This is a genomic window from Novosphingobium colocasiae (assembly GCF_014652555.1).
In the GTDB taxonomy this organism is placed as follows: Bacteria; Pseudomonadota; Alphaproteobacteria; order Sphingomonadales; family Sphingomonadaceae; genus Novosphingobium; species Novosphingobium colocasiae.
In genome coordinates this window covers 99,378-125,495 of record NZ_BMZA01000008.1, presented here as the reverse complement: position 1 = coordinate 125,495, position 26,118 = coordinate 99,378, and the positions used below count along the sequence as shown (strand labels likewise).

The following is a 26,118-nucleotide window of genomic DNA, read 5'->3' as shown; positions in this document are numbered from 1 at the left end:
GCAATGTTCGGCCCCAAGCTCGATCGCATCGATCTCAAGATCCTCGCCAAGCTCCAGCAATCGGGCCGGATCACCAATGTCGAGTTGTCGGATGCGGTGGGGCTTTCGCCCAGCCCCTGCCTGACCCGGGTCAAGCGGCTGGAGAGCGCGGGCTATATCACCGGCTACGGGGCCCACATCAATCTCAACAAGCTGGGCGAGTTCCTGACCGTCTTCACCGAAGTCACGCTCAGCGAACACCGCCGGGGTGACTTTTCCCGGTTCGAGATGCGCATCGCCAAGCTGGACGAGGTGGTCGAATGCCACCTTGTCAGCGGCGGCTACGATTATCTGCTCAAGTTCGTCGCCCGCGGCGTCGCCCACTATCAGGCGATCATCGAGGAGATGCTGGAGAGCGATTACGGCATCGAGAAATACTTCAGCTACGTCGTCATCAAGAGCCCTTTCATCAAGCACCACTTCCCGATCCAGAACCTGTTCGGCGAATGAGCACCGGACCCGCGCCCGCATGAACGAAATCACCCCGCTGCTCGCCCCGCTGGTGGCGCTGCGCCGCGATATCCACGCACGCCCCGAACTGGGCTTTGCCGAACACGGCACCGCCGCGCGGATCGCCAAGGTGCTGCGCGAGACCGGGCTGGAGGTGCATGAAGGGATCGGCGGTACGGGCGTGGTCGGCGTGCTGCGCGCAGGCCACGGCCCGCGCACGCTCGGCCTGCGCGCCGACATGGACGCGCTGCCGATCGAGGAACGCACCGGCCTTGCCTGGCAAAGCACGGTGCCGGGCTGTTTCCACGGCTGCGGCCACGATGGTCATGTCGCCATGCTGCTCGGTGCCGCGCAAGTCCTGGCGCGTGATCCGCAGTTTTCCGGGACGGTCCACTTCATCTTCCAGCCCGCCGAGGAAGGGCTGGGCGGCGCGCGGGCGATGATCGAGGACGGGCTGTTCGAACGGTTCGACTGCGAGCGCGTCTATGCCCTGCACAACTGGCCCGCGCTGCCGGCAGGGACCATCGCCACCCGCCCCGGCCCCATCATGGGCGCGGCGGACAAGTTCGCGATCGAGATCGTCGGCCGGGGCGGCCACGCCGCGCTGCCGCACGATACGCCCGACACCATCCTTGCCGCCGCCAGCCTGGTCCAGCAACTCAACACCGTGATCGGCCGCGATGTGCCGCCGTCGGCCAACGCGGTCCTGTCGGTGACGGAGATCCATGGTGGCCACGCCCACAACGTGCTGCCCGCCTCGGTCCGCGTCGGCGGCACCGTGCGCAGCTTCGATCCAGCGGTGCAGGACCGGATCGAGGAACGCATGCGCCAGATCCTGCGCGGCATCGAAGCTTCGTTCGAAGTGACCGCGCGCTTTGATTACGATCGCTACTATCCGGCGACGATCAACGATCCCGCCGCCGCGCACGATGCGCTGACTATCGCCGCAAGCGTGGGCGAGGCGTTGCTCGCGCGCGAACCGGCGGCGACGTCGGAGGATTTCTCGTTCATGCTTCAGCAGCGGCCCGGCGCATATCTGTGGCTGGGGCAGGGACGGGGTGAGAATCCGCCGCCGCTGCACAACCCGCATTACGATTTCAACGATGACGTGATGGAAACCGGCATCCGGCTGCACGTGGCGCTGGCACGGCACTGGCTGGCCGACTGACCCGATTGCCGGTCAGAAGCTGGCCCCCATCCCGATTATCAGCCGCGTGGTGTTCCTGGTATCGCCATTCGCCGATGCGATGACGCGCGTGCGGCCGAGCAGACGCTCGTGGATTACGCCGGCATAGAGGTTGAATACCGGGCCTAGCTGGCGACGCACGCGCAATGCTGCCGCCATGTCGGTGAACCCTGCACCGGTGTCTTCGGCGCGAATGCCGGAAGGGGCCCAGCCTATCGAGACGCGCGGCTCGATGGTGACGGCGGGACCGGCCTTGATATAGCCCACAACCTCTGCCGAACCCGTGACATTGCCCCTTTCGGAGAGATAGAGGTAATGCTCCGCGCTCAGCACTGTCCCCAGGTTGACGCTGACGCCAAGCGCCGCGTGACTGAGGTCCGGGCCATCGCGGAAATCCTGGCGAATGCCGATCAGGAGTTGCTGATTGCCCTGCGGGTTGAGAGTATAGAGGAGGTGACCGATCACCTCCTTTATACGCGGGCCGACATCGCCGCCACCATCCACCATCAGCGTCGCGCCATGGCGGTCGTCGCCGGTCACGAAGGTGGTGCTGAAAAGCATCTGGTCGACATCCTCGCCAACATGCATTTCGAACAGCTCGACCAGCCCGGTGGTCTGCGTTTCGGCGTGGGCGCTGTTCGTGACCGATGCGCCCCATCCCAGGCCCAGCGCAAGGCAGCATCGGGACAGCGCGGACAGGAAGCGGCCAGGGATCATGGTGCCAGATTGGCCAGCCTGCGGCAGAATGTGCTGCCCTACTCACGGGCACGGCGGGTCCGTGATGCTGTCGCCCGGCCGGGGCACGGCATATCCGGTTTTCCGCCGCTATGCGGGGTTCAGGAGCGCTCTGTAGGGCCTTCCCGCCAGGCCATCAGAAGGCGAAGCGCACCCCGGCCGCAGCGGAAACGGTGCCGGCACCTTCACCCTGCGCGCGTGCCAGCCGCGCCGTGTCGCCCAGCTTGCGTTCCCAGAACACGCCGACATAGGGCGCGAACATGCCGCTGAATTCGTAGCGCAGGCGCGCTGATAGCTCGATCTTCTCCAGACCGCTGGCGATGGCAATTTCGGGGATGTCCTGGAATGCCAGGTCGATCTCGGCTTCCGGTTCGAGGATCAGGCGATTGGTGATCCGCAGGTTGGTGGCAACCCCGGCCCGCGCCCGGACATCGCCCTTGTTCGAAAGCAGCAACTGGCCATCGACTTCGAGCCAGTAAGGTGCCAGTCCTTCTATCCCGATCAGCGCATAGGTCCGGTCTGGTCCGGTGCCCAGGTCCTGCCGCAAGCCCAACTGGAGGTTGTACCAGGGATCGAGCGCGTGCCGCCAGGTTCCGGAGAGCTCCAACGTCTCGGGCGTTTCGCCGAAAGCGCCTTCGCCGCGAAAGCCCAGCACCGCGCGATCGATGTCGCCGCCGTACCACGCCATGCCTTCGAAGCCGTAGCCGTCCTTGCCGTTGTTGGCGCGATATTCGAGCTGATCCACCTGCACCGCGCTGCCCCGGAAGCGCATCTCCGCCAGCGTTGCGTTCAACGACCGTTGCATGACCGCGCGCGGATAGAATGCCTCTGCCGCCATGTCGGCCGGCACCGGTGGCGGCGGGGCGTTGCCGGGCGTGTCGGCGGCCGAGGGGGGCGATGCTGCGTTATGCCCGGCGTGGGCGGCAGGTTCGGCGACCGCAGTGCTCTCGGCACCCTCGTCTGCGGCGTCCGGCTCGGGCCCGGACATGTCCATGCCCGCGTGATCCGTCCCGGAATGGTCCATTCCGGACATATTCATCGAGCCATGATCCATTCCGGCATGCGGATCGGTCGCGTCCTGTGCCAGGGCTGGCGTTGCGATCAGCAGGGCAGGCGCGGCGATCAGGGCGGCGGCGAACGGGCGGCGCATCACGCTGCACCCCCTTCGCGGCGGACGGTGACGATGCGCATCATCCCGGAGTGCATGTGGTGCAGCATGTGGCAGTGGAACGCCCAGTCGCCCTCGCCGTCGGCGGTGAGATCGAACGAAGCCTTGCCGCCCGGCAGCACATTGACGGTGTGCTTGCGCGGCCGGTGGCCGGGCTCGCCGGTCACCAGTTCGAAGAAATGGCCGTGGAGGTGGATCGGGTGCGGCATCATGGTATCGTTGATGAGGTTGACCCGCACCCGCTCGCCCAGCCGGAACGGGATCGGCTGGGCCCCCTCGCTCAGCGCTACGCCGTCGAGCGACCACATGTAGCGCTCCATGTTGGCGGTCAGGTGGACATCGATCTGGCGGGTGGGGACGCGGGGATCGGGATTGGCTTCGCGCGAACGCAGGTCCGCATAAGTCAGCACCCGGTGGTCCACGTCCTCCAGCCCGGTCGGCCGGTCAGCCAGCCGATCGACCGGCATCGGCGAAAGCGTGGCGACGCCCGGGCCCAGCGGAACTTGCGGGGCGACCGAGGGATCGCGCATCGACATCGAATGGCCGGACATGCTGTCGTTGGCAGGTTTGCTGAGGTCGATCTCGCCGTTCGTGCCCATGTCCATCCCGGCCATGTCCATGCCCATGTCGCGCATGGTCAGCAGCGGCCGCTTGCGGATTGTGGGCACCGGGGCAACCAACCCTTCGGAACGGGCGAGCGTGGCGCGGACCTGGCCTGACCGGTCGATCGCCTCGGCGATCACGCCATAGGCCGGCTCGGCACCGGGGGTAACGATGAAATCATACGTCTCGGCGATGGCGATCTGGACTTCGTCGGTTTCCACCGGCTGCACCGGCAAGCCGTCCGCCGCCACCACGGTGAGCGGCAGGCCGGGGATGCGGAAGTTGAAGTTGGTCATCGCCGAGGCATTGATGACGCGCAGCTTCACCCGCTCGCCCGGCGCGAACAGGCCGGTCCAGTTCTCCGCCGTGCCGTGGCCGTTGACGAGGTAGCTGTATGTTACCCCGGTGATATCGGAGATATCGGTCGGGTCCATCCGCATTTTGGCCCATTCGAGCCGGTCCTTGAGCGGCTGGTCCTTCCCCGCCAGCAATCCGGCCAGCGTCTGTTTCTGACGGTTGAAATAGCCGCCCATCAGCTTGAGCCGCCGGAGCTGTTCGTGCGGATGCATCGGGCTCCAGTCCGACAGCACGAGGATATGCTCGCGCTCGCAGGCATCCGCCGGACCGTCGCGGGGGTCGATCACCAGTGGGCCGAACAGGCCCACCGCTTCCTGCATGCCGGAATGGCTGTGATACCAGTAAGTGCCGGCCTGGATGACCGGGAATTCATACGTGAAGGTCTGGCCCGGATCGATGCCGGGGAAGCTGACGCCGGGCACGCCGTCCATCTGAAACGGAACCAGCAGCCCGTGCCAGTGGATCGAGGTCTGCTCGGCCAGCCGGTTGGTCACCGCGATCCTGACCGTCTGCCCTTCGCGCAGCCGGATCAGCGGTGCGGGCAGGGTGTCGTTGACCATGACCGCATGGGCCGAGCGGCCGCCGGTGGCGAAATGGTTTTCCGCGATCGTCAGGGCAATCGTATCGCCCGAAAGCACATCGGGCGTGCGCAGCCCGGCCGATCCGGAGCGCGCCCAGGCGGGGAACAGGCCGGCTGTCCCGAGGCCGGCGGCAAGGACCGTCCCATGAGCGAGGAAGCGGCGACGATCGAAGGGAGATTTGGTCAGCATCGCCCTCGTTTACGCGAGCGGCAGCGCTATCCCTCAAGCACTTGGGACAATTTCTCCCGTGCCCGGTAAATGCGCGTTTCCACCGCCTTGCGGCTGATCCCGAGCACCGCCGCTGCCTCGTCCTGCGCCATCCCCTCGATCGTGCAGAGCAGCAGCGGTTCGCGCAAGGTGACCGGCAGCGCCGCGATGGCCGCCTGGATGCGGCTGATTTCGCGGGCCGATGCCAGCGCTGCTTCAGGATCGGCCGCGCTGTCGGCAATGTCGAGCGCGGCATCCAGCGGCTGGGCCCAGGCGAACATCCGGCGCACCGCGCGGCGGCGCGACCAGTCATGGCACTTGTTGACCGCGATCCGCATCAGCCAGGGCCGGAACGGGCGCGTCGGGTCATAACGGCGCAGCGCCGCGAAGGCGGCGATGAAGCAATCCTGCGTCAGGTCCAGCGCCTCGCTTTCATCGCCGGTATAGCCGCGAACATAGCGGAACACGCTGGCGCGGTGGCGATCGAGCAGCGCGCGGTAGCCGCTGTCGCGCCCGGCCAGCGCTGCGGCGACGGCATCGGCGTCAGGACCGTCCGCCCCTGGCACCTCTATTCAGCCGCGTCCCGGCCCGGGTTGCTTTCCGGCTGCGGGGTCAGGACCTTGGCCACCTCGATGTCGAACCGCGCTGCCTGATCAGGCCGCAGCACCGCGCGCATGGCGAAGACGTGGCTGAGCGTTGCCTTCTGCAGTTCACCCATTGCGTGGTGCGATCGATCGACCGCTTTCTCTACGGCCGGACCATAGGAATGTTCGCGGGCGATAGCCTGGGCCAGTTCGACATTGGCAGCGTCCAGATCCGCTTCCAGCGCCTTGCGCCGGCCGGCGTAACCGGCTTCCAGCAGGTCGATGCGACGATCCTGCGTCGGGTCGAGCTTGAGCTGTTCGTGCATCAATGCGTGGAGCCGGCCGGTTCCGGTCGGCGGCGCGAACAGGCCCTGCGATGCCTTGGCGGCCAGCAGCGCCACCGCAAAGGCGATCAGCGCGACCAGCACATAGCGCGCCGCGCCGCGCATCATTCGCCCAGCAGGCGCGACGGGGCGCTGGCGGGCATCGCCAGCAGCGTCGCATCGGCGCGGGCGGCGTGCGAGGGAAACGCCGCGCCGCCGCCAAGCCCGACCACCACCGCCACCGCGCAGGCGAGCGAGAGGCTGCGTCGCGCGGTCGCCCGTTCGTGCAGGTGGGTGCGCAGGCCCCCGATCACGCCGTCATCGATCGCCGCCAGTTGGGCAGGCGCGGCCAGCGTGCGCAGGCTTGCCAGCGCATCGTCCAGCATGTCGCTGTTATGTGCCATCCACTGTTCTCCGTTATCGGCCGGGCTTGCGGGCCCTTGCCCTTATGCCGGTGTTACGCAGGCAAACAGCCGATCCCTTAGCCTGCCCGAACCCCTAACGATTTTTTTCACCGGCGGCGAGGGATGGGCGCGGGGGCAGCGTAATGGTCCGTGAAAAGCGGCCCTTCGGATCGCACATCAGGAGCCCCCCCATGAAGAAGACCGTTCTCGCCGCGCTTGCCCTGTCTGCCCTCGCCACGCTGCCGGGTATCGCCATGGCCCACCCCAAGCTCGTCTCCGCCACTCCGGCGGCCGACGCGACCGTTGCCAAGCCGACCGTGCTGACGCTGAACTTCAGCGAAACGCTGGTCGGCCCGCTCAGCGGGATCGAACTGACCATGACCGGGATGCCCGGCATGTCCGATCACGCGCCGATGCCGATCAAGGGCTTTACGACCAAGACCGAAGGCAAGACGCTCAAGGTTACCCTGCCGCGCGCGCTGCCTTCGGGCAGCTACAAGCTGAACTGGCACGCGGTCGCCGCCGACCAGCACCGGATCGAGGGCAGCTACGCCTTTTCGGTAAAGTAAGCGCACCGTGGCAGAGAGCAGCCTCGCCGCAGCGCGTGCGCTGCTCTACCTGCTGCTGATGACCGCCGCCGGACTGCCGCTCTATCGGCTGTGCGACGGCGGTCGTTCCTTTTCGGGCCGCGCGCGCGGCGGGCTGGTGGCGCTGGCGGTTCTCGCTCTGCTCACCAGCCTGTGGTGGACGCTCGCCGCTATCGCATCCATGGCGGCGTTGCCGATCGGCGCGCTGGACGGGGCGACGGTGCAGGCCGTGCTTGATGCAACGCCGCTGGGCTTATTGTTATGGGTCCGCCTCGGCGCTCTGGCCGCCTTCGCGCTGGCGGCGTTGGTGCTGCCGCGCCCGGCGGTGCTGGCGCTGGCCGGCGTGATCGCCCTCGCCAGCATTGCCTGGAGCGGGCATGCGGGGGCCGCGGAGGGCATTTCCGGCACGCTGCATCGCATGGCCGATGTATCCCACCTCCTTGCCGCCGCGCTGTGGCTGGGCGCACTGTTCGCGTTCCTGGCGGCAGGCTTGCGCGGCCGCTTCGATATCGGTTCGCTCGGGCGCTTTGCGCGCACCGGCACCGTGGTCGTAGCCGTGCTGGTGGTGACCGGCACCGCCAATGCGCTGTTCATCACCGGCGTGTCCGGCTGGTCGGCGCGCGGCCCCTGGACCTTGCTGATCGCGGCCAAGATCGGGCTGTTCTGTGCCATGCTCGGCTTTGCCGCGCACAACCGCTGGCGGCTGGTCCCTGCGGCGGAGATCGCGCCGGTGCAGACCCGACCGCGACTGATGCGCTCGCTGATGCTCGAAACCGCCTGCGCTCTGCTGATCCTCGTCCTCATTGCCTTTGCCGGCACCCTCGACCCGTCCGGCGCGGGCTGATCCCGGCGCGGCACGATCTGCGGCAAGGTCCGGCCCGGCATGGCCTGTGCCCCGCAAAACGCGCCCAGGTTGCAGCGGTCCAGTTTGGCACGATCTGCGGTTGGTGGCCCGATTGCGGTACATCCGGCCGATCCCGCCGACTAGAAATTGTCCTGTCCCCGGCGTGCGGCATCCCGTGCCCCGTCTGATCCGACTGCGTGTGGAGAACGGTTCGTGAAGCTGACATCCTACTGGCTCGACACCAGCCCCGCGTTTTCCGGCGGCGTCCCGTTCGAGCCGGGGCAACGCGCCGACGTTGTAGTCGTCGGCGGCGGGCTGACCGGGACTTCGGCAGCGCTGGCGCTGGCCCGCAAGGGGGCCGACGTGGTGCTGTGCGAGGCCGAGGTCATCGCCGCGCAGGCATCGGGGCGCAGCGCCGGCATGTGCAACAACGGCTTTGCGCAGGATTACCGTATGATGGCCGAAAAGTTCGGCCACGAACGCGCCACCGCGCTGTATCATGCCTTCGATGCCGGGGTGGATACGGTCGAGCGGATCGTGCGCGAAGAAGCGATCGACTGCAGCTTCGCGCGAACCGGCAAGCTCAAGGTCGCGGCGCGTCCCGAACATTTCGACAAGATCGCCCGCGCGCAGGAAGCGCTCGCCGCGCATGCCGATCCCGATACCTGGCTGCTCAGCCGTGAGGATCTGGCCGGCGAGATCGGCAGCGAGCGTTATTACGGCGGCATGGTTTTCGGCAAGAGCGCCGGTCTCCACGTCGGCCGGTTCGTGCGCGGCATGGCTGAGGCCGCTGCCCGGCGCGGCGCGCGCGTGTTCGAGAATACTCCGGTTACCGGCATCCGTCGCCAGCCTTCGGGCCGCTTCACGATCACCACCCCGCGCGGCAGCATCGATGCCGGGCAGGTGCTGCTGGGCAGCGGCATTTCCAAGGTCGGCCCGCTGGGCTGGGTGCGCCGCCGGATCATCCCGGTCGGTGCGTTCATCATCGCCACCGAACAGTTGCCTGCCGATGTCGTGGCCGCGATCACGCCGCGCAAGCGCATGATGGTCGATACCAAGAACGTGGTGAACTACTTCCGCCACTTGCCCGACAATCGCCTGCTGTTCGGCGGCCGCGCCCGCTTCGCGGCGTCCAACCCGGCATCCGACGTCAAGAGCGGCCGTGTTCTGCAAAAGGCGATGATCGATGTGTTCCCGCAACTAGCCGATGCGCGCATCGATTACTGCTGGGGCGGGATGGTGGATATGACCCGCGACCGCCTGCCGCGTGCCGGCCAGCGCGACGGGGTATACTACGCCATGGGCTATAGCGGCCATGGCAACCAGATGGCGACGCAGATGGGCCAGATCATGGCCGATGTGATGGACGGCAATGTCGATCTCAACCCGTGGAAGGACATGGCCTGGCCGGCGATACCCGGATACTTCGGCAAGCCGTGGTTCATGCCGATCGTCGGCAGCTATTTCCGCCTGAAGGACATGCTGTCGTGACCGCCGCCGCCGCGCTGGAAGCTCAGGGTCTGCTCGACCGGCTGTTCATCGACGGCGCATGGCGCGCGCCGCTCGGCACGCAGCGCTTCGATGTGGTGAACCCGGCGACCGAGGTGGTCGTCGCCTCGCTGGCGCTGGGCGATGAAGCCGATGTCCATGCTGCCGTGACCGCCGCACGCGCGGCCTTTCCCGGCTGGTCCGCCACCCCCGCGGCGGAGCGCCGTCGGCTGCTGGAACGGCTGCTGGCGCTGCTGGAAGAGCGCGCGGAAAGCTTCGCGCAGGCGATCTCGCTGGAGATGGGCGCGGCGATCACCTTTGCGCGCACGGCCCATCTGCCGTTCGCCCTGGCGCATGTGCGGGTGGCGATCGAAAACCTCGCCGATTATCCGTTCCTGCACCGGCGCGGCCCCACCGCCATCGCGCGTGAACCGATCGGGGTCTGCGCGCTGATCACCCCGTGGAACTGGCCGCTGTACCAGATCACCGCCAAAGTCGCCCCGGCGCTGGCGGCGGGCTGCACCGTGGTGCTCAAGCCCAGCGAACTGGCCCCGTTCAGCGCTGCCCTGTTCGTCCAGGCGATCGCCGATGCCGGCGTTCCGGCCGGGGTGTTCAACCTCGTGCCCGGCACCGGGCCCGTGGTCGGCGAAGCGCTAGCCCGCCATCCCGAAGTGGACATGGTCTCGCTCACCGGTTCGACCCGCGCCGGCGTGCTGGTGTCGAAGGCGGCGGCCGATACGGTCAAGCGGGTAGCTCTGGAACTTGGCGGCAAATCGCCCAACCTGATCCTCCCCGATGCCGATCTGGACAAAGCGGTGTCGCCAGGCGTCGCCGCCTGCATGCGCAACGTCGGCCAGTCCTGCAGCGCTCCGACCCGGATGATCGTCCCCCGCGCCCGGCTCGCCGAAGTGGAAGCGCTGGCGCGGCGCATGGTCGAAAGCTTCACGATCGGCGATCCCACGAACGAGGCGACGACGCACGGCCCGATCGCCAATGCTGCGCAATATGCCCGCGTCCAGGCGATGATCGCGATGGGCATGGCCGAAGGCGCGCGGCTGGTCTGTGGCGGCCCCGGCCATCCCGATGGGCTGGACGCCGGCTTCTTTGCCCGCCCCACCGTATTCTCCGACGTGCACACCGCCATGGGCATCGCGCAGGAGGAGATCTTCGGCCCGGTCCTCGTCATCCTGCCTTACGACACGCTCGATGAAGCCATCGCCATCGCCAATGACACGGTCTACGGCCTCGGCGCGCACGTCCAGGGGGCGGACATCGACGCCGCCCGCGCCGCCGCCGCCCGCATCCGCTGCGGCCAGGTGCTGATCAACTACCCCGCCTGGGACCCGCAGGCCCCGTTCGGCGGCTACAAGCAATCGGGCAACGGCCGGGAGTTCGGGGTGGAGGGGATGGAGGAGTTCCTCGAAACCAAAGCCATCCTGGGATACGCACCCGCCTGAAGGCGTAGCTCCGGCAATTTGCCGGAAACGAGCCGTCGACATTGCAGACTTTCGTTCTACAAGATCGTTTGTCGGAGGCGGGGTTCGTTTTCGATCGGGATGGGTTGCGCGATCTGACAATGGTGTGCTTCACATCGCAAGCCTGAGCGAAGAGACGCGATGAAGATAACCGACAACGCCACCTATCTGCGCGTCGCGCTGCACACCCTGCAAAGCAAGATCGCGCCGGAACTGGGCTCCCAGGACGCGCAGGGCGCGGCTGCCATGCTCGCCCAGGTGCTGGGCGAACTGATCAAACGCGAAACTGAATCGCCTTTCGTGCTATCGGCCCAGGTGGTGGCCGGGGACCTGTTGGCGGCGCGCTTGTCGCGCTTTGCGGCGGATCAAGGCATCGCCGTCGCGCCGGATCATGCAGAGGCGAAGGACGGCGGCACCGGCTTCACCGCGCTTGCCCATCGACACGACGCGCTGACCGCCCGGATCGCGGCGCTGGCCGATGTGCTGGCCGACCGGCGCGCGTCCATGGACGCTGCGGCACGCCATACCCTGTCGGAACTGTTGCTCGATGCCGCTCGCTGGAGCCAGCACTATCCGCTGACCCAGCGCGACATGCCCGTGCCTGCCGGCACCCCCGTCGCGGTTCCGCCCGGCAGCCCGCTCGATCGCGATCTGCTGGAAGGCTTCCTGCGCAGCGTGCACCCCGATGGAGCGGCCATCGAGGTGCTCGATTTCCAGCCGATCTCCGGCGGTTTCGGCAAGCAGACCTTCCGCACCCGCATCCGCGAGGGCAACGGCAGCGAACGCGCGCTGATCGTCCGCAAGAGCGATCCGGTGCCCATGGTGCGCAAGGGCACCTTCATGGTCGATCTGGAATTTCACCTGCTCCGCGAACTTCATGCCACCGGTCTGTTGCCGCTGGCCGAACCCTTGTGGCTGGCCAAGGATTTCCCCGGCGTCGATGCCGATTTCTACGTCATGCAGGCCCTGCCCGGTGCCGTACCCAGCTCGTTCATGGGCGCGGCCAGCGCCGCCATCCCGGAAGGCATCCTGCTGCAACTGGCCGAACACATGGCCCGGCTGCACCGGATAGATATCGCCCGGTTCTCAGGCTTTATCGAACGCTTCGAGAGCCCGGCGCTTGCCACCGACACGATCGAAAGCTGCTATCGCCGCCAGATCGTCGAGTGGAAGGAATATTATCGCAAGGCAGGCCATCTGCCGTCACCCTTCGTCACCTATCTGCTGGACTGGCTGGCCGACCATGTCCCTGCCGACCCCCGCCGCCCGGTGCTGGTGCACGGCGATTTCAATGTCCACAATCTGCTGGCGGTGGACGGACAGATCACCGGCATCCTCGATTGGGAATGCTCCAACTTTGGCGCACCGGAGCAGGATCTTGCCTATGTCCGGCCGATCATTTCGCAGCATATCGACTGGGACCGTTTCGTCGCGCATTACCGCGCCAGCGGCGGACCCGAGGTCGACGCATCGACGATGGACTTCACGATGGCCTTCGCCGCGATGCGGCTGTGCGTGATCTTCAACAAGGGCGTGCGCAACCTGCAGGAACGGGCGCATCAGGATATCCGCTACGCCGTGCTCGATCTTGGCATCACGCCCGAATTCATGAAGCAGGCGCTGGCCTGCACAGCCGGCTGAGCCCGGCGAAACGACCTCGTTAACACTACTTGCGCGAGTAACGCGCGCGCCCCTGTAAGGAACACCAGCATGTCTGCCACTCCCCCGCTTGGCCAGCCGACGACCGACCACGCCTTCCGCCACAAGCTGGCCCCCGAAGGGCGCGAATCGCTGGCGCATATCCTGCTGATGCCGGAGCACAACATCGCCGGTTTCATTTATCCCACCATGCTCGGCACCGGCATCGGCAAGTCGACCGCCTGCTTTTTCAGCCCGGATTTTCCCGAGCAGATCGTCGAGGTGGTCGAAAGCCCGGTTGCCGACGACATGAACTTTGACGACTGGCACCACGGCCCGCTGCACATGCAGATTGCCGAGCCGCTGGAACAGGTCAACATCGCGTGGAACGGCGAGCGTATCCGGTTCAAAGGCAGCATGACCGCAACGCATCCGGCCTATGCCTTCGGTTCGCACCCCAAGGGCAATCCGCCCTATTTCGGCGACAACCGGACCGAACAGCATGGCCGCATCATCGCCGACCTCGAACTCGACGGACGCAAGCTTCACCATGAGGGCTTCATGGTCCGCGATCACAGTTGGGGGCCGCGCGTCTGGGGCCTCAACCAGCACTACAAATGGATTCACGCCACCACCGGCGACAGCTCGATGCACTTCTTCGAGATGCAGGGCTTCGGCCGCACCGAACTGCGCGGCTTCCTGTTCAAGGACGGCGAGCAGCGGCATATCGAACGTGTCGAATACGATTTCGTCTACGGCGACGATATGCTGCAAAAGACGTTCAATGTGACCGTGACCGACGATGCCGGCCGCAAATCATACATTGCCTACACGATGTTCGGCGTGCTGACCTCCTCGCACGACAGCCAGAGCCTGATCAACACCGGCTGCGCCACGCTGGAATTCGACGGCAAGCCGGGCGTGGGCGTCTGCGAATTCGCATGGAACAAGGGCTATTTCGACTTCGCCAAGGAATATGTCTCGCGCTTCGGCTAACGGCCGTAGCGAGAGCCGCCCGGGGCGCTCGAAACTGATGGCCGGGCAAATGCGTCACTTGCGGCGACAATGGCTTCGGGATTCCCATGGCGGACCGCCGCGATTGTTCGATAGTCCGGTGTGAGGTGTGATGGCGTCGCGAAAGACGGGCACGCCACCTCTTGCCTCACTGCTCAGGCGAAGCGGATTCCGGCGGCTTTGGTTCTGCAGCGCTCGACCCACGCTTTTTCAGCGCAGTCGCCTCGCCCGAGACATAGCCCCGGATTTCGTCGGCCTGCGCCTCGCTGAGATGCTGTTTCCAGCCGACCATGCCGTTGCTCTCCAACGCGCCGTCGATCACCACCGCGCGCCAGTAATTCGTCCCGCCGCGGGCGATCTGTTTATCGGTGAACGGGTCCGGTACACCCGACCGATTGCAGACGCTCAACCATCGATTTTGGACGTCCGGGAGGAGGCAGTTCAAATCCGGCTTCCGGTCACTTGCCCTTTGCCCGAGGCCGTTTGAACCAGAATGTCCAGACCGCGAACGTCCCCAACAGGCCAAGCCCCAGACCAGACGTGGTCATGACCAGCCGGAATGGCAGTCCGCCAACCTTGGCGGCATGGACAGGGTAGAGCGCGTTGTACGCACTGACCCTTGCGGGGAGATCGGCTGCGTCGCGGGTTGCCACGATGCGTCCGGTATCGGCGGCGAACCACACTGCCGTGCGGCCGTTCGGCAACCACTCGTCGGGGCGGCGCATCCTCAGCGTGATGAGCCCGTTGCCGGCGCGGGGCAGGGACAGACTGCGCACTTCGGCGTCGGGGAAGCGTGCCCGCGCGGCACGGATCATCTCGGCCCAGTCAGGATCGCCGGCAAGGTGCGCTGCCTTTGCCGCAGGCGGCTTGAGCGCGTTCTCGATCTCGGCCCGCGCTCCCGGCCCCATGACGACGGAAGCCAGAGGCCGGAATACCAGAACCGAGCCGGTCACCAGCGATAGCATGAGCAATGGCGCGACCAGGATTCCGAGATCGCGATGGTGGCGGACGATCGACGGCCGGGTCAACCGCGCCGGCCAGAGGCGAAATTCGAAGGTCCGGCGCGTCCGCCACCACAAGACCATGCCGCTGACGACGAAGAACAGGCCGCAGAGACCGGCGATACCGACTACGGTCTCTCCTTCCTCGCCGGCGAACAGATGCTGATGGAAATCAGACAACCACAACTCGGGCCGGACCCATTGGCTGTCCCAACTCTCCACCGGATCGCCCGCCTGCGTGACATAGGCTCCGCTGCCATCGCGGTAGGCGAGCCGATCGAGCCCGAAGCCCGCGTTGGCAAAAGTGAGCGACTGCAACTGCGGTGCCGCAGTCTCCATGATCCGGGCAGTCGCAACCGCCAGCGCCTGCGTATCCTGCACCTGCGCGTCGCTCGCGTGCGGCAGCACGACCCAGGCGTCGCGATGGACGAGGATTGCGCCGGTCAGGCCCACCACAGCCAGTAGCAAGCCGATGAGCCCGCCGGTCCAGCGATGGAGGGTATCGAGCAGCTTCATCAGAACCGGTAGTTCCAGCCGAGCGTGAAGTTACGACCGCGCCCGGCGAAATAATGATCGTCGTCGGTCGGGCGCACCGTCTGGGTGTAATAGTCGATGTAGAAGGCGTCGAAGACGTTCTGCGCAGCAAGCGTCAGCCCGCCGAAAGGCGTGTCGTAGCGCAGGCTAAGGTCCGTCACGTTGTAGCCGCCGAAGCTGTAGGTGTCGTCGTAGTTGCCCGGCGTCCGCTCGAATTTGCGCGACAGGAAGAACTGCGTCTGGACGCGCGCAGATACTGCCCCCCGTCGATAACTCGCTGCCAGATTCAAGCGGTCGGGAGAGATGTTCGCCCCATCCAGATCGCGGTCGACCTTTTCGATGCCGTCGGCAGACCCGTCGGTGCGGCCGATCAGGTGGGCATATCCGGCCGAGAGCGTCAGTCCTGGAACCGGCGTCCGCGCCGAGAGATTGATCTCGAGCCCCTGTATCTCCACGCGCTGGCGCTGCACTTCGAACACGCCGCCGCTCTGGACCAGCAGCGAGCCGTTCTTGCTCGTAGACCAGAAGTAGGCGGCGCTGGCGTCAAGCGGTCCGCGTTTCAGTTCGACGCCCAATTCGCGGTTGTTCGAGACGATCGGGCTGATGTTGACATAGTCGTCGATGTCGATGCCGGGCTTGTTTACCGCGCGGGCAATGCGGCCAACGTCCGGTACCGTGTAGCCCTCCGCATAGCTGGCGTAGGCACGAATGCCCTTCCAGGGCTCAAGGATGACGCCACCGTTGAACAGCGTGTCGCTGAACTTGGGCGTGCCGCCCGAAACTGCGAAGCCGCCTCCATAACTGGCCAGTGTACGATAGTCGGCGATCGTGATCTGGACGTCCTCGTACCGCACGCCGCCTGCGAGATGCAGCTTGTCATCGAGCAGGGCAAGGTTGGCCTGCGCGAACGGGGCAAGGCTGCGGTATTCCGTTGGCGGCACCCACGAACGATCGGTGGCGATCAGGCGCTGTTCGGTCTTGTCGTAAAGCACGTCGAGCCCGAGCGTAGCGGTCAGCGCTTCCAGCCCTGGTACCTTGCGCTCGTATGAGAACTTGCCGCCATACTTGCGGCTACGGTTCTGCGATTGGTCGAATAGGGTTCCGATCGGTGCCAGTGCGGCATCCTGAAAGGTTGCGATCGGGTCAACTTCACCGCCATACGTATCCCGCGAGCGGTTGAAGAAGGCCTGGAGCGTCAGGTTTCCGCCCCACAGGTTCGTGTCCGTATAGGTCAGTGCAGCGCTCTCGGTGCGGTTTGTCGCGGGCACGCCCGGCGGGATGCCGCGCACCGATGTCGTAGGCACATCGTTCGTGTGATCGCCTTCGATCGCGACGTAGTCGCCTTCGCCCTTCAGTTGGAAGCGATTGATCATGAGGTCCAGCCGCGCGGTGTCCGACACCGCGTAACCGAAGCGGCCGAAGACCGACCAGGACCGGCTGTCCTGCGTCTCGCCCTGGGTAAGGTCAGTGCCCACCCGCCCGCCGTGTCCGTCGTAGAATACGCCACGCTTCTCGAACACGGCACCAACCGTTGCATCGACCTGCCCCTGTCGCCAGCCGATAAGGCCAGCCAACTTGCCGCCGATGCCATCGCCGCTGAACCCGGTGTCCGAATTGCCCTGCACCAGCACGCGACCGGACAGGCCGTCGTGCTGCGGGGGGCCGACAGTCACCTGGTTGACGATGCCGCCAGTGCCGCCGATCCCCTGCAGGGCGTTGGAGCCGTAGATTACCTCGACGCGATCGACAAAGAACGGGTCGATGGAGAACCCGTCGCGGGCACCATCACGCAGCGGTGCCGTCTGCGGAATGCCGTTGATCGCGTAGAGCGGCGAACGGCCGCGAAGCGTCTCGCCCGCCCCCGACAATTTCTGGCGCGTGGGCGAGAACGAAGGCGTCAGCGCGGAAACGGCGTCGACGATCGAGCCACCGATGGCCACCTGCTGGCTGAGCGCAGCGTTGTCGATAACATCAACGGTGAGGGGCAGGGCGTTGATCGGCAGCACGGTACGCGCCGCTGTCACCACGATCCTTTCTTCCGGACCGGTATCCTGCGCGAAAGCAGGGCACGCACACAGAGACAGCGGCACGACAAGGATCGAATGGCGGATCATGAATTTCTGGACCTCCCTAGTGGGGAGGTCTCTTAGCGGCACCTCGCATAAATGCAAGTTACTCGCATTAGCATTATTTGAGGTCTCCCTCTGGGAGCACCCCCTCCGGCTTCAGTCTGATAATGGCTTCGGCCCTCGGCGGCGGAGATGGGCAAACATAATCCCCCGGAGCGCCTTGGCGGGCACCCCGAGAAACAGTGGCGAGGACCTACTTGTTGTTCCCGGAACCATCGCTCTGCTGCTGCGCGGCCTGCTGGATCTGGCCCTGCGTCATCGCTGACATCACGGCATTGCCGCTGGCTGAGAAGTTGGTGGCGGGCAGCAGTGCGGTCGAATCGCCGACCTTGACCAGCATCTGCTGGATTTCGCCGCGGCCGTTGGTGAAGAGCTGGCGGACCTTGCCGATGCGCTCGCCATCGGGCGCGAGGACGGGCATGCCGCGGGTCACCTGGAAGCCGCCCTGGCCCGAGCCGCTGGCTTCGCCGTCGCCACTGATCGGGCCGAGCGCGCCGGTGCCGCCACCCGAGCCCGAGGCGCTGCCCGAACCCGAAAGCGTTCCGGCGAGGCTGCCGGTGAGACCGCCGGTCATGGAGAGTGCGCCGCCCGAGGTGCCGGCGGCCGTGCCGCGCGCGGACGAAGCCGCACCGGTCGCGGCAGCGCGGGCCGACTGCGCCGTGCTGCGCACCGCGTCGGTGCCGAGCAACTGCGCGTCGAGGTTACCCGAGCCGCTGCCGCTGGCATGGCCCGAGGCATCGCCGCCGATCATGCGGGTCGGCGTGGCGACCGTCTGGGCGATATCGCCGCCGCCGGCGGCACCGGCACTGCGGTCAGCATGGACCGCGCCGCTCTTGCGGTTGACGCTCTGGCTGCCGCTGGTCGAACCGGTGTTACGCAGCGTACCGCTGGTCGAAGAGCGGACCGAGTCCACGGTCGAACCGACCGGACTTGCACCACCGAGGGTACCGCCGATCGTGCCGTTCAGGCTACCGCCCAGAGCTCCGCCCAGGCCACCGCCCCCCAGAAGCTGGGCATGGGCCGGAACAGTCGTAAGCATCAGCGCCGTCGTGATGATGAAGATGTTGCGCATTGTGCTATCCTTTCGCTCGATTTCGTGGAGCGCATGTGGCTTCCACTGAGCGAACGACGGCCAGCTCCGGTTTAATCCATGCGCCGTACGATTTTCTATTCCGAGCGCCGGCAAGAGCCGCAAACAAGGCCGCGGCCATAGATCGGATCCGGTCCTTTGCGTCCGAGATCGACGGCTTCACGATCCAGCGCGGATATAGTGTTGTCGCCGGAGGCCAGTGCGGCCGCGCGTGCTGCCACCAGAGGGGCTGCATAGGACGTACCGCGCACGCGCACCCACTTTCCCGCAGCATTGGCCGCGACCATGTCGGCACCTGGTGCCGCATAATCGAGGTGCAGCGCGCGCCCGGCTTCGATCAGCGCGCGATTGTCGCCATCGACGCCCGTGACCGCGATGACGCCGGGATAGGATGCGGGATAGGCCGAGGGCGCGGCCGGGCCGTCATTGCCGACCGCAGCAACGATCAGCGCACCGCGGCGGCGCGCGGCGGCAATGGCCTGGCCGAGCAGCGGATTTCTCGGCCCGACCAGGCTGATCGAGATCACGCGCGCGCGAATGCCAATAAGCCAGTCGAGCGCCCGGCTGATCGCCAGTGCGTTTCCCCCTGCGGGATCGTCGCCATAGACGTCGGCGACAGCGATACGGCGCACGCCTGCGCTGCGCAGCAACGACGCCGTGGCGCTGCCGTGGTCGCTGGCGCGGGGGGCGCCGGTCACGAAGCCGCGAACCGGCCCGGCTGCGGCACCTGATCCAACGCCACCGTCGATGAGACCGACCTGGGTATCGATCGCCGGAGCGCTGCCGGCTCCCGGGCCTCGTGCCGCGCCGGCAGAGCTGCCTGCGGGCAGATGAATATTGTCCGGGGCCACTGTCGCCTGCGGCAGCAGCTTGTGCAGCACTTCCTGTGCGCGGGCCAGCGGCATGCGATGGGGTACGCCGAGCCGGACGACGCCGATGCCGAGCTCGCCGAGCGTCTCGCGCCCCTGCAGGGTAAAGCCTGCACCCTGGGCCGTGGCGATGTCCGCATCCGTGGCATCGAGCAGCAGCAGTTCGCCCTTGCGCGCGGGACTGCCCCCGTCGTCTAACTCGATACTGTCGCGATTGCGGCGCACCAGATCGCTCAGCCGCGCGACGCGCCGTTCGGCCAGCATGGTCGCGCCGGCGACGGTTTGCCGGGTGGCCTGCTCGACCGGATCGAGCGCGCGATCCACGGTCCCAAGGACATTGCCCACCGCTCCGCCGAGCCCCGGCACGCCGAGCTGGGCTGCAACGGGAGTGGCAACGCAAGCGGCGACAGCGGCAATACCAAGGGCCATCAGGATCGCTGGCAGGTTTCGCATAGGCCTTTTCCGAAAAAATTGTACAGAACCATGGATGAAACGAAGCCGCTTGTCCGTTTAATCCGGCGAGAAAGGTAACGACGCTGACGCAGGACTTCCACGCGGGCATTCTGGAACTGCTGCCGCGATTGCGGCGCTTCGCGTCCGGGCTCGCCCGCGACCCTGCCGATGCGGACGACCTCTGTCAGATGACGATCGAGCGCGCCTTGCGCAGCCGCGAGCAGTGGCTGCCGGGATCGCGGCTCGACAGTTGGATGTATCGGATCATGCGCAATCTCCGGATAGACGAGGCAAGGGCGGCGACGCGGCGCGGCAAGACCTTCGTCGACGAGGACTTTGGCCTCTGCATCGGCGGCAGCGGTGCGCAGGAGGCGGCGGTCGAGCTTAGCGATGTCGATCGCGCGCTGGTGAAGTTGCCTGTCGAACAGCGCGAGGCCGTGCTGCTGGTGATGGTCGAGGGCTATTCCTACAAGGAGGCCGCCGAGATCGTCGGCTGCCCGGTGGGAACGCTCAACTCGCGCCTGGTGCGCGGCCGCGATGCGCTGCTCGCGCTGCTGGGAGAAGCCGCATGACCGTTTCGCCTGAACTCCTCGCCGCCTATGCCGACGGCGAGCTCGACGCCGCGACCGCGCGGACGGTCGAAGCGGAAATCGCCGCCAACGAACAGCTTCAGGCTGATCTCGCCACACATCGCGCGCTGCGCGCGAGGCTCTCGGCACACTTCGCGCCGATCGCCGAGCAGCCGATACCGGATCGGTTGCGCCAGATGGTGTTGCGCGCAGATCAAGAGACCTCCAGCATCATAGACCTCGCTGCGCAGGCGCAGCGTCGTCGCACGCCGACCTGGCCGGCGCGGTGGGCACGCTACGTCGGGCCGGCCCTCGCCGCCACGCTCGTCCTAGCCTTCATCGGCTTCGGCTTGCGGCCGAAGGGCAACAGCTATGCCGAGGGCGACCTTGTCCAGGCGCTCGACAGGCAGTTCGTCGCCACCCAGCCAGCCGACGCACCTGTCCGCGTCCTGCTGACCTTCCAGGACAAGCAGGGGCAATACTGCCGCGGCTTCAGCGGCCAGGCCAGCTCGGGCATTGCCTGCCGCGATGAGCGAGGATGGCGGCTGATCAAGATGCTGGTCGGGGCCAAAGGCAGCGCCACCGAATATCGCCAGGCCGGCGGCGCGAACATGGCGATCATGACCGCCGCTCAAGACATGACGGCGGGCGACGCACTCGATGCCGAGCAAGAAGCGCAAGCGGCGCAGCAGGGATGGCGGTCGCGGCAGCCACGGTAGATCGCCACTCGGTCTTGCGCGGGTACATATGCTGGAAGTTGTATCAGGGTCTGATCGCTCGTGACGCGGGCCGACGAGGCCGAGCGCCTCATCGCCGGGCTGATCAACGGCGGAGCCGGAAGACCGGCCCCGGCCCACCTAACATCGTACAAAATCGTAGATTTAGGCTATTGCCGGATACATACTGGTGCGGTCGAGAAGACTCGAACTTCCACGGGCTTTCGCCCACAACGACCTCAACGTTGCGCGTCTACCAATTCCGCCACGACCGCACAGTCAAACGGGGCCTTTTCGATCGGCCCCGTGGTAGGAGCGGGCCCTTAGCAAAGGGATCGGGGGGCTGCAAGCGCAAGTCGCAACATTATTCGCCCGCGGTGCGGCAGCGGCGGGGTGGCCGGTCAGTCGGGCTTCCAGCCGATTTCGGCGGCGGCGGATGCGCGGGGGATGTCGGTCAGCGCTTCGTTGACGGTCATCGCCTCGCCAGGGGCCAGCTTCGCCTTGGGCGGCACCAGTTCCTTTTCGTAGACGATCCGCTCGCGCTTGTCGCGCAGCACCACCAGCAGCGAGGGGACCGCGCGGGTCTGCTGGCCGATGTTGCTGATCGTGCCGCTGACGCTGAAGAACTCGGTCCCGTCAGGCAGCGGCTTACGGTCCTGGCGGCGGGCGGGGAAGTTGAGCTGCAGGTCGGCCTGTGCCTGCGCGAACACCGGGCGCGGCAGCGGCAGCCAGTCGGGCACGCCGAACCAGGCGACCGCCGCTGCCAGCGACAGCGCCGCCACGGCGAACACCGCCGACGCGTAAGTGGCGATCCGCGTCCAGTTGCGGCGCGGGCGGAACGGGGGGGCGTGATCGAAGCTGGAGCGGCCGTCATCGTCGTTGCGATAGCGCCGCGCGCCGGGGCCTTCGGCGACATCGTCGTAGACCCGGGGGCGATGCGCGCTGACCGGGTTGGCACAGAGGTCATCCGCAGGGGCGGGCTGCTGGACCGGAGCGGGTGCGGGGGCCGGCACAGGCTCCTGCTGGCGAGCAGCGGCCGGGACGGGGCGCGATACCGGCGGCGCTGTCGGGGGCGGCGCGCTGGCAGCCTGTGCGGCCGGAGGCACTGCCGTGGTTGCCGCCAGCTCCAGTTCGGGGCCTTCCTGAAACCAGCTATGGCGGCACTTGGCGCATCGCACCGTCCGGCCTTCCAGACCGATCGCGCTATCCGGCACGGCGTAGCGTGTCGAGCAGGCAGGGCATGCGATAATCATGATCGCCCTCCTAAGCACGGCAGATGCGCCCGCGACAAGCACCGGACCTGTGGGTTCGCGCCGCATCGGGCTTTTTTCCACATTCACGCAGCGCTATAGCCCCGGCAGCGCCGGTTGCGCGGGATACGGGAAAAGCACGCAAGGCCGCATGAAAGCCGACGGGGAAATCACCCATTTCGACAATGTGGGGCTGCGCTACAGCACTGACCGCGAGGTTTTGAGCGACCTGTCGTTCACCCTCTATTCCGGCCGTTTCTATTTCCTCACCGGGGCCAGCGGCGCGGGCAAGACCTCGCTGCTCAAGTTGCTTTACCTCGCCCAGCGCCCGTCGCGCGGCATGATCCGCATGTTCGGGACCGACGCCATCACGATGCCGCGCAGTCGCCTGCCGCAGTTGCGGCGGCGCATCGGCGTGGTGTTCCAGGACTTCCGGCTGGTTCCGCACCTGTCCGCGTTCGATAACGTCGCGCTGCCGCTGCGCGTGGCCGGGCATCAGGAGCGGGACATTGCCGGCCCGGTCAGTGACATCCTCGAATGGGTCGGCCTGGCTGACCGGGTCGATGCGCGGCCGGCAACGCTTTCGGGCGGGGAGCAGCAGCGGGTCGCCATCGCCCGCGCGGTCATCGGCCAGCCCGCGATCCTGGTTGCCGACGAGCCGACCGGTAACGTCGATCCGGACATGGCGCTCAAACTCCTGCGCCTGTTCGAGATGCTCAACCGTCAAGGGACGACGGTGGTGGTCGCCACCCACGATCTCGACCTGCTCCGGAAAGTGCCCGACAGTCTCATCATGCGGCTGGACAAGGGCCGGCTGTCGGACCCCACCGGCGCGCTGCGCTATCCGCCAAGGGCACCGGCATGAACGCGCTGTCCGGGCGGCTGCGCTCGGTGGTCGCGGGCAGCGACGTGCAGCTTTTCCCGCAGGCGCGGATGTCCGGGCCGATGCCCTGGGTGATCGCCATCATGGTGGCGATGACGGCGATCGCGCTGGCCGGCGGCCTGGCGCTGGGCAATGCCATCTTCGCCGCCAAGGCCGAGATCGACGGCGGCGTGACCGTGCAGTTGCTGGAACCGCGCGCCGATGTGCGCGACAGCCAGGCGCGCGCCGCCGCAACCGCGCTGGGGGCGATGCAAGGGGTGCGCGGGTTCCGGCAGGTCCCCCAGGCCGAAGTCGATGCGCTGATCGAGCCCTGGCTGGGCACCGGTACGGACGACGACGGCGGGCTGGCGATCCCGGTTCCGGCGCTGATCGACGTCCGGCTCGATGGGCCTGCCAGCCCGGACCGGCTGGCGGCGATCGAACGGGCGCTGCGCCCGGTCGCGCCGAGCGCGCGGATCGATGCCCAGTCCAACTGGCTGAAGCCCGTGTTCGATGCGATGGTCTCGCTCCAGGTGCTGTCGATCGCGCTCGTCGCGCTGCTGGCGGGGGCGCTGGCGGCGGCGGTGCTGCTCGCCTCGCGCTCGGCGCTGGGCACGCATCGCGAGGTGATCGAGATCATCCATCTGCTGGGCGGAACCGATAATCAGGTCGCTCGTGAATTCCAGCGCTCGATCGGCTTCGATGCGGCGGGCGGCGGGGCGCTGGGGCTGGGGCTGGCGCTGGTGGTGATCCTCTCGCTCGCCCGGCGGTTCGACGGGTTGGGCGCGGGGCTGGTCGATAACGGCGCGCTGGTGTGGACCGATTGGCTGCTGATCGCGGCGGTCCCGGTCATGGCGACGCTGCTGGCGATGATGACCGCGCGGCTGACGGTGCTGCACGCCTTGCGCAAAATGCTGTAAGACCACGCAGATGTTCCGTCGCTTCGTATCTTTTCTGCTGCTGGCCTGGCTGTTCGGGTTCGTGTGGTTCGCGGTTGCCTTGCCCGGGCCGCTGGGAAAGCGGCACACCGATGCGATCATCGTGCTGACCGGCAGCAGCGGCCGGATCGAACATGCGCTTGATGTGCTGCACGCGGGCGAGGCACCGGTGCTGCTGGTTTCGGGCGTGGACCGCGAGGTCAAGCGAGGCGAGTTCGCGGCGCAGTACAAGGTTTCGGCCCGGCTGATGGGCTGCTGCATCACCCTGGGCTACAAGGCCTATGACACCCGTTCCAACGCGATCGAGGCGGGCGAATGGGTGCGCAGGCGCGGGGCGCGATCGGTGCGGCTGGTGACGGCGGACTGGCACATGCGGCGCGCCTTTCTCGAATCGGCGCGCGAAATGCCCGCCGGCGTGACGCTGCTGCCGGATGCCGTACCGTCACGGCCGAGCCTGAGCGCCTTGTTTCTGGAATATCACAAGCTCATGGCGCGACAGATCATCGCCCTGTGGGGCTCGTAAGGGAGCACCGATGATCCGCGTCCTGCGCAATATCGCGTTCTACATCGCCTTCTATACCGGCACCGTGGTCAGCGTCCTGAGCTGCTTTCCCGCCGCTGCGCTGGGCGAACGGCCGTTGCGGCTCGCCGTGCGCGGCTGGTCGCGCTGGCACCGCCTATGCGCGCGCTGGCTGCTGGGCATCCGCGTGGTGATCGAAGGCGATCTGCCCGATGAAGGGGTGATCGTGGCGGCCAAGCACGAAAGCTTCTTCGAGGCGATAGACATCCCCGCGCAGATGCGCTGGCCGGTGCCCTTCCCCAAGGCCGAACTGCTCGACCTGCCCGGCTGGGGCTGGGCCGCCAGAACCTATGGCGCGGTGCGGGTGGAGCGCGAACAGGGGGCCAAGGCCTTGCGCGCGATGGTCGCCAGCGCGCGCGGTTTCGCGGCGCGCGGCCGGCCGCTGGTAATCTTTCCCGAAGGCACCCGCGTCGCCACCGGCGAACAGCCGCCGCTGCAATCGGGGTTTGCCGGGATCTACAAGCTGCTCAACCTGCCGGTGGTGCCGGTGGCGATCGACAGCGGCCGGCTTTACCACCGCCGCTGGAAGCGTTCGGGGACGATCACGATGCGGGTGGGCGAACGCATCGAACCCGGCCTTCCGCGCACCGAGATCGAAGCCCGGGTCCACGCCGCGATCAACGCCCTCAATCCGCCGGCCTGAATCCGCCGGCCTGACCCGTCCGCCTAAACCGCGCGCACGTTGACCGACTGGGCTTCCATGCGCGCTTCACCGAAGCAGGTCAGGAACGATACGTCGGCGGCATCGCGGCCGACGCCGATCTTGGCCGCTCCCGCTGCCGTCGTCATGCCCGTGGCGTCGACGAGGTACCAGACATCGCCGATGAACACCTCGGCCACGGCGTGGAAGTCCTGCGGTTCCACGCCAAGGCCGTAGACGCTGGCGTAGCGGGCGGGGATGCCGCTGGCGCGGGTCAGGGCCACCATCAGGTGGGCGTAATCGCGGCAGACCCCCTGCCGCGCGTTGAAGGTATCGCCGGCGGTGGTCTCCGGACCGCTGGAACCCGGTTCGTAGCGCAGGTTCGCGCCGATCCAGTCGCGGATCGCGGCGACCCGCGCGCCGCCTTCAAGCCCGCAGAACTCGCCGTTGACGAACTGCTCGAAGCTGTCCGAATTGCAGTAACGCGAGGCGAAGAGATATGCGACGACCGGCCCGGGCAGCAGGTGCGGCGGAACGCCGGGGATGGTCGCAAGATCGGCATCCAGCCGTTCGACCCGCACGGTCGACTGATATTCTACGGTCAGCCGCTCGGCCGCGCGGACCCAGATCCGTTCGCCGATTTCATCCTGGCCCGGCACGCGGGCGAAATGTTCCAGCGGCGACAGCGCGATGCGCGCATCGAGCACGCACTGTTCCGGGATGATCGCCGCTTCGAGCTGGAGCAGGACGTCGGCGGTGCCGGGCAGGACATAGTCCAGCCGGGTTTCGATTTCGATCAGCATC

General features: G+C 66.9%; 27 protein-coding genes and 1 tRNA gene. 14 read left to right on the top strand and 14 right to left on the bottom strand.

Annotated features, from left to right (window positions below):
* Positions 1-3: 3 nt before the first annotated feature.
* Both IE122_RS11915 and IE122_RS11910 read left to right on the top strand, forming a co-directional pair.
* The gene (locus IE122_RS11915) at positions 4-489 is read left to right on the top strand and encodes an Lrp/AsnC family transcriptional regulator (protein ID WP_189621388.1); all 486 of its coding nucleotides are present in this window, start codon (positions 4-6) and stop codon (positions 487-489) included.
* 19 nt (positions 490-508) lie between these two features.
* Complete coding sequence (locus tag IE122_RS11910) at positions 509-1,657, top strand: M20 aminoacylase family protein (RefSeq protein ID WP_189621387.1); 1,149 nt, start codon at positions 509-511, stop codon at positions 1,655-1,657.
* Positions 1,658-1,669: 12 nt separating this feature from the next.
* On the opposite strand, the gene IE122_RS11905 is transcribed toward IE122_RS11910, so the two are convergent.
* The 6 genes from IE122_RS11905 to IE122_RS11880 form a co-directional block, all read right to left on the bottom strand.
* Positions 1,670-2,392, bottom strand: coding sequence for a copper resistance protein B (locus tag IE122_RS11905; RefSeq protein ID WP_189621386.1), 723 nt, complete (start codon positions 2,390-2,392; stop codon positions 1,670-1,672).
* 154 nt (positions 2,393-2,546) lie between these two features.
* Positions 2,547-3,560: a copper resistance protein B gene (locus IE122_RS11900; RefSeq protein ID WP_189621417.1), complete on the bottom strand. Its 1,014-nt coding sequence runs from the start codon at positions 3,558-3,560 to the stop codon at positions 2,547-2,549.
* A complete protein-coding gene (locus IE122_RS11895; RefSeq protein WP_189621385.1) occupies positions 3,560-5,308 on the bottom strand; it encodes a copper resistance system multicopper oxidase in 1,749 nt (582 codons plus the stop codon). Before IE122_RS11895 ends, IE122_RS11900 begins: the two co-directional genes overlap by 1 nt.
* 26 nt (positions 5,309-5,334) lie before the next feature.
* Complete coding sequence (locus tag IE122_RS11890; protein WP_189621384.1) at positions 5,335-5,892, bottom strand: RNA polymerase sigma factor; 558 nt, start codon at positions 5,890-5,892, stop codon at positions 5,335-5,337.
* Positions 5,893-5,894: 2 nt separating this feature from the next.
* Entirely contained in the window at positions 5,895-6,359 is a 465-nt protein-coding gene (locus IE122_RS11885) for a periplasmic heavy metal sensor (RefSeq protein ID WP_189621416.1), read from the bottom strand.
* Entirely contained in the window at positions 6,359-6,637 is a 279-nt protein-coding gene (locus tag IE122_RS11880; RefSeq protein ID WP_189621383.1) for a hypothetical protein, read from the bottom strand. The genes IE122_RS11885 and IE122_RS11880 overlap by 1 nt, the downstream gene beginning before the upstream one ends.
* A 191-nt stretch (positions 6,638-6,828) precedes the next feature.
* Between IE122_RS11880 and copC the strand changes: the two genes are divergently transcribed.
* The 6 genes from copC (at position 6,829) to IE122_RS11850 (ending at position 13,665) form a co-directional block, all read left to right on the top strand.
* On the top strand, positions 6,829-7,206 hold the full coding sequence (gene copC / locus IE122_RS11875; protein WP_189621382.1) for a copper homeostasis periplasmic binding protein CopC: 378 nt from the start codon (positions 6,829-6,831) through the stop codon (positions 7,204-7,206).
* Positions 7,207-7,213: 7 nt separating this feature from the next.
* Positions 7,214-8,068, top strand: coding sequence for a copper homeostasis membrane protein CopD (copD, locus tag IE122_RS11870; RefSeq protein WP_189621381.1), 855 nt, complete (start codon positions 7,214-7,216; stop codon positions 8,066-8,068).
* Positions 8,069-8,281: 213 nt separating this feature from the next.
* On the top strand, positions 8,282-9,559 hold the full coding sequence (locus IE122_RS11865) for an NAD(P)/FAD-dependent oxidoreductase (RefSeq protein ID WP_189621380.1): 1,278 nt from the start codon (positions 8,282-8,284) through the stop codon (positions 9,557-9,559).
* A complete protein-coding gene (locus IE122_RS11860; protein ID WP_373299135.1) occupies positions 9,556-11,013 on the top strand; it encodes an aldehyde dehydrogenase family protein in 1,458 nt (485 codons plus the stop codon). The genes IE122_RS11865 and IE122_RS11860 overlap by 4 nt, the downstream gene beginning before the upstream one ends.
* Before the next feature lie 159 nt (positions 11,014-11,172).
* Positions 11,173-12,672: a phosphotransferase family protein gene (locus IE122_RS11855; protein ID WP_189621378.1), complete on the top strand. Its 1,500-nt coding sequence runs from the start codon at positions 11,173-11,175 to the stop codon at positions 12,670-12,672.
* Positions 12,673-12,741: 69 nt separating this feature from the next.
* A complete protein-coding gene (locus IE122_RS11850) occupies positions 12,742-13,665 on the top strand; it encodes a DUF7064 domain-containing protein (RefSeq protein WP_189621377.1) in 924 nt (307 codons plus the stop codon).
* A gap of 166 nt (positions 13,666-13,831) precedes the next feature.
* On the opposite strand, the gene IE122_RS11845 is transcribed toward IE122_RS11850, so the two are convergent.
* The 5 genes from IE122_RS11845 to IE122_RS11825 form a co-directional block, all read right to left on the bottom strand.
* Entirely contained in the window at positions 13,832-14,092 is a 261-nt protein-coding gene (locus IE122_RS11845; RefSeq protein ID WP_229814067.1) for a hypothetical protein, read from the bottom strand.
* A 49-nt stretch (positions 14,093-14,141) separates the two neighbouring features.
* On the bottom strand, positions 14,142-15,200 hold the full coding sequence (locus tag IE122_RS11840; RefSeq protein WP_189621376.1) for a PepSY-associated TM helix domain-containing protein: 1,059 nt from the start codon (positions 15,198-15,200) through the stop codon (positions 14,142-14,144).
* Positions 15,200-17,332 carry a TonB-dependent receptor gene (locus IE122_RS11835; RefSeq protein ID WP_189621375.1) on the bottom strand — a complete coding sequence of 711 codons (2,133 nt, stop codon included), beginning with the start codon at positions 17,330-17,332 and terminating at the stop codon, positions 15,200-15,202. Before IE122_RS11835 ends, IE122_RS11840 begins: the two co-directional genes overlap by 1 nt.
* 208 nt (positions 17,333-17,540) lie before the next feature.
* The gene (locus tag IE122_RS11830; RefSeq protein ID WP_189621374.1) at positions 17,541-18,419 is read right to left on the bottom strand and encodes a hypothetical protein; all 879 of its coding nucleotides are present in this window, start codon (positions 18,417-18,419) and stop codon (positions 17,541-17,543) included.
* Between the two features lie 95 nt (positions 18,420-18,514).
* Entirely contained in the window at positions 18,515-19,759 is a 1,245-nt protein-coding gene (locus IE122_RS11825) for a S8 family serine peptidase (RefSeq protein ID WP_189621373.1), read from the bottom strand.
* An 83-nt stretch (positions 19,760-19,842) separates the two neighbouring features.
* On the opposite strand from IE122_RS11825, the gene IE122_RS11820 reads away from it, so the two are divergent.
* Positions 19,843-20,331 (top strand): RNA polymerase sigma factor, encoded by a 489-nt coding sequence (locus tag IE122_RS11820; protein ID WP_189621415.1) that lies wholly within the window; start codon positions 19,843-19,845, stop codon positions 20,329-20,331.
* Complete coding sequence (locus IE122_RS11815; protein ID WP_189621372.1) at positions 20,328-21,047, top strand: anti-sigma factor; 720 nt, start codon at positions 20,328-20,330, stop codon at positions 21,045-21,047. The genes IE122_RS11820 and IE122_RS11815 overlap by 4 nt, the downstream gene beginning before the upstream one ends.
* A gap of 185 nt (positions 21,048-21,232) precedes the next feature.
* Here the strand turns inward: IE122_RS11815 and IE122_RS11810 are convergent.
* Positions 21,233-21,319 (bottom strand) — tRNA-Leu (locus IE122_RS11810).
* 126 nt (positions 21,320-21,445) lie between these two features.
* Positions 21,446-22,297 (bottom strand): MJ0042-type zinc finger domain-containing protein, encoded by an 852-nt coding sequence (locus IE122_RS11805; RefSeq protein WP_189621371.1) that lies wholly within the window; start codon positions 22,295-22,297, stop codon positions 21,446-21,448.
* Positions 22,298-22,445: 148 nt separating this feature from the next.
* Here IE122_RS11805 and ftsE point away from each other — a divergent pair, with 148 nt between their 5' ends.
* Genes ftsE through IE122_RS11785 form a run of 4 tightly spaced genes read left to right on the top strand, consistent with a single transcriptional unit; the run spans position 22,446 to position 25,317 of the window.
* The gene (gene ftsE, locus IE122_RS11800) at positions 22,446-23,159 is read left to right on the top strand and encodes a cell division ATP-binding protein FtsE (RefSeq protein WP_189621370.1); all 714 of its coding nucleotides are present in this window, start codon (positions 22,446-22,448) and stop codon (positions 23,157-23,159) included.
* Complete coding sequence (locus tag IE122_RS11795; RefSeq protein WP_189621369.1) at positions 23,156-24,076, top strand: cell division protein FtsX; 921 nt, start codon at positions 23,156-23,158, stop codon at positions 24,074-24,076. Before ftsE ends, IE122_RS11795 begins: the two co-directional genes overlap by 4 nt.
* Before the next feature lie 10 nt (positions 24,077-24,086).
* Entirely contained in the window at positions 24,087-24,617 is a 531-nt protein-coding gene (locus IE122_RS11790) for a YdcF family protein (RefSeq protein ID WP_189621368.1), read from the top strand.
* Positions 24,618-24,627: 10 nt separating this feature from the next.
* Positions 24,628-25,317 carry a lysophospholipid acyltransferase family protein gene (locus IE122_RS11785; protein ID WP_189621367.1) on the top strand — a complete coding sequence of 230 codons (690 nt, stop codon included), beginning with the start codon at positions 24,628-24,630 and terminating at the stop codon, positions 25,315-25,317.
* 23 nt (positions 25,318-25,340) lie between these two features.
* Here IE122_RS11785 and IE122_RS11780 read toward each other — a convergent pair whose 3' ends face one another.
* Positions 25,341-26,117 (bottom strand): transglutaminase-like domain-containing protein, encoded by a 777-nt coding sequence (locus IE122_RS11780; protein WP_189621366.1) that lies wholly within the window; start codon positions 26,115-26,117, stop codon positions 25,341-25,343.
* Between the last annotated feature and the right edge of the window lies 1 nt (position 26,118).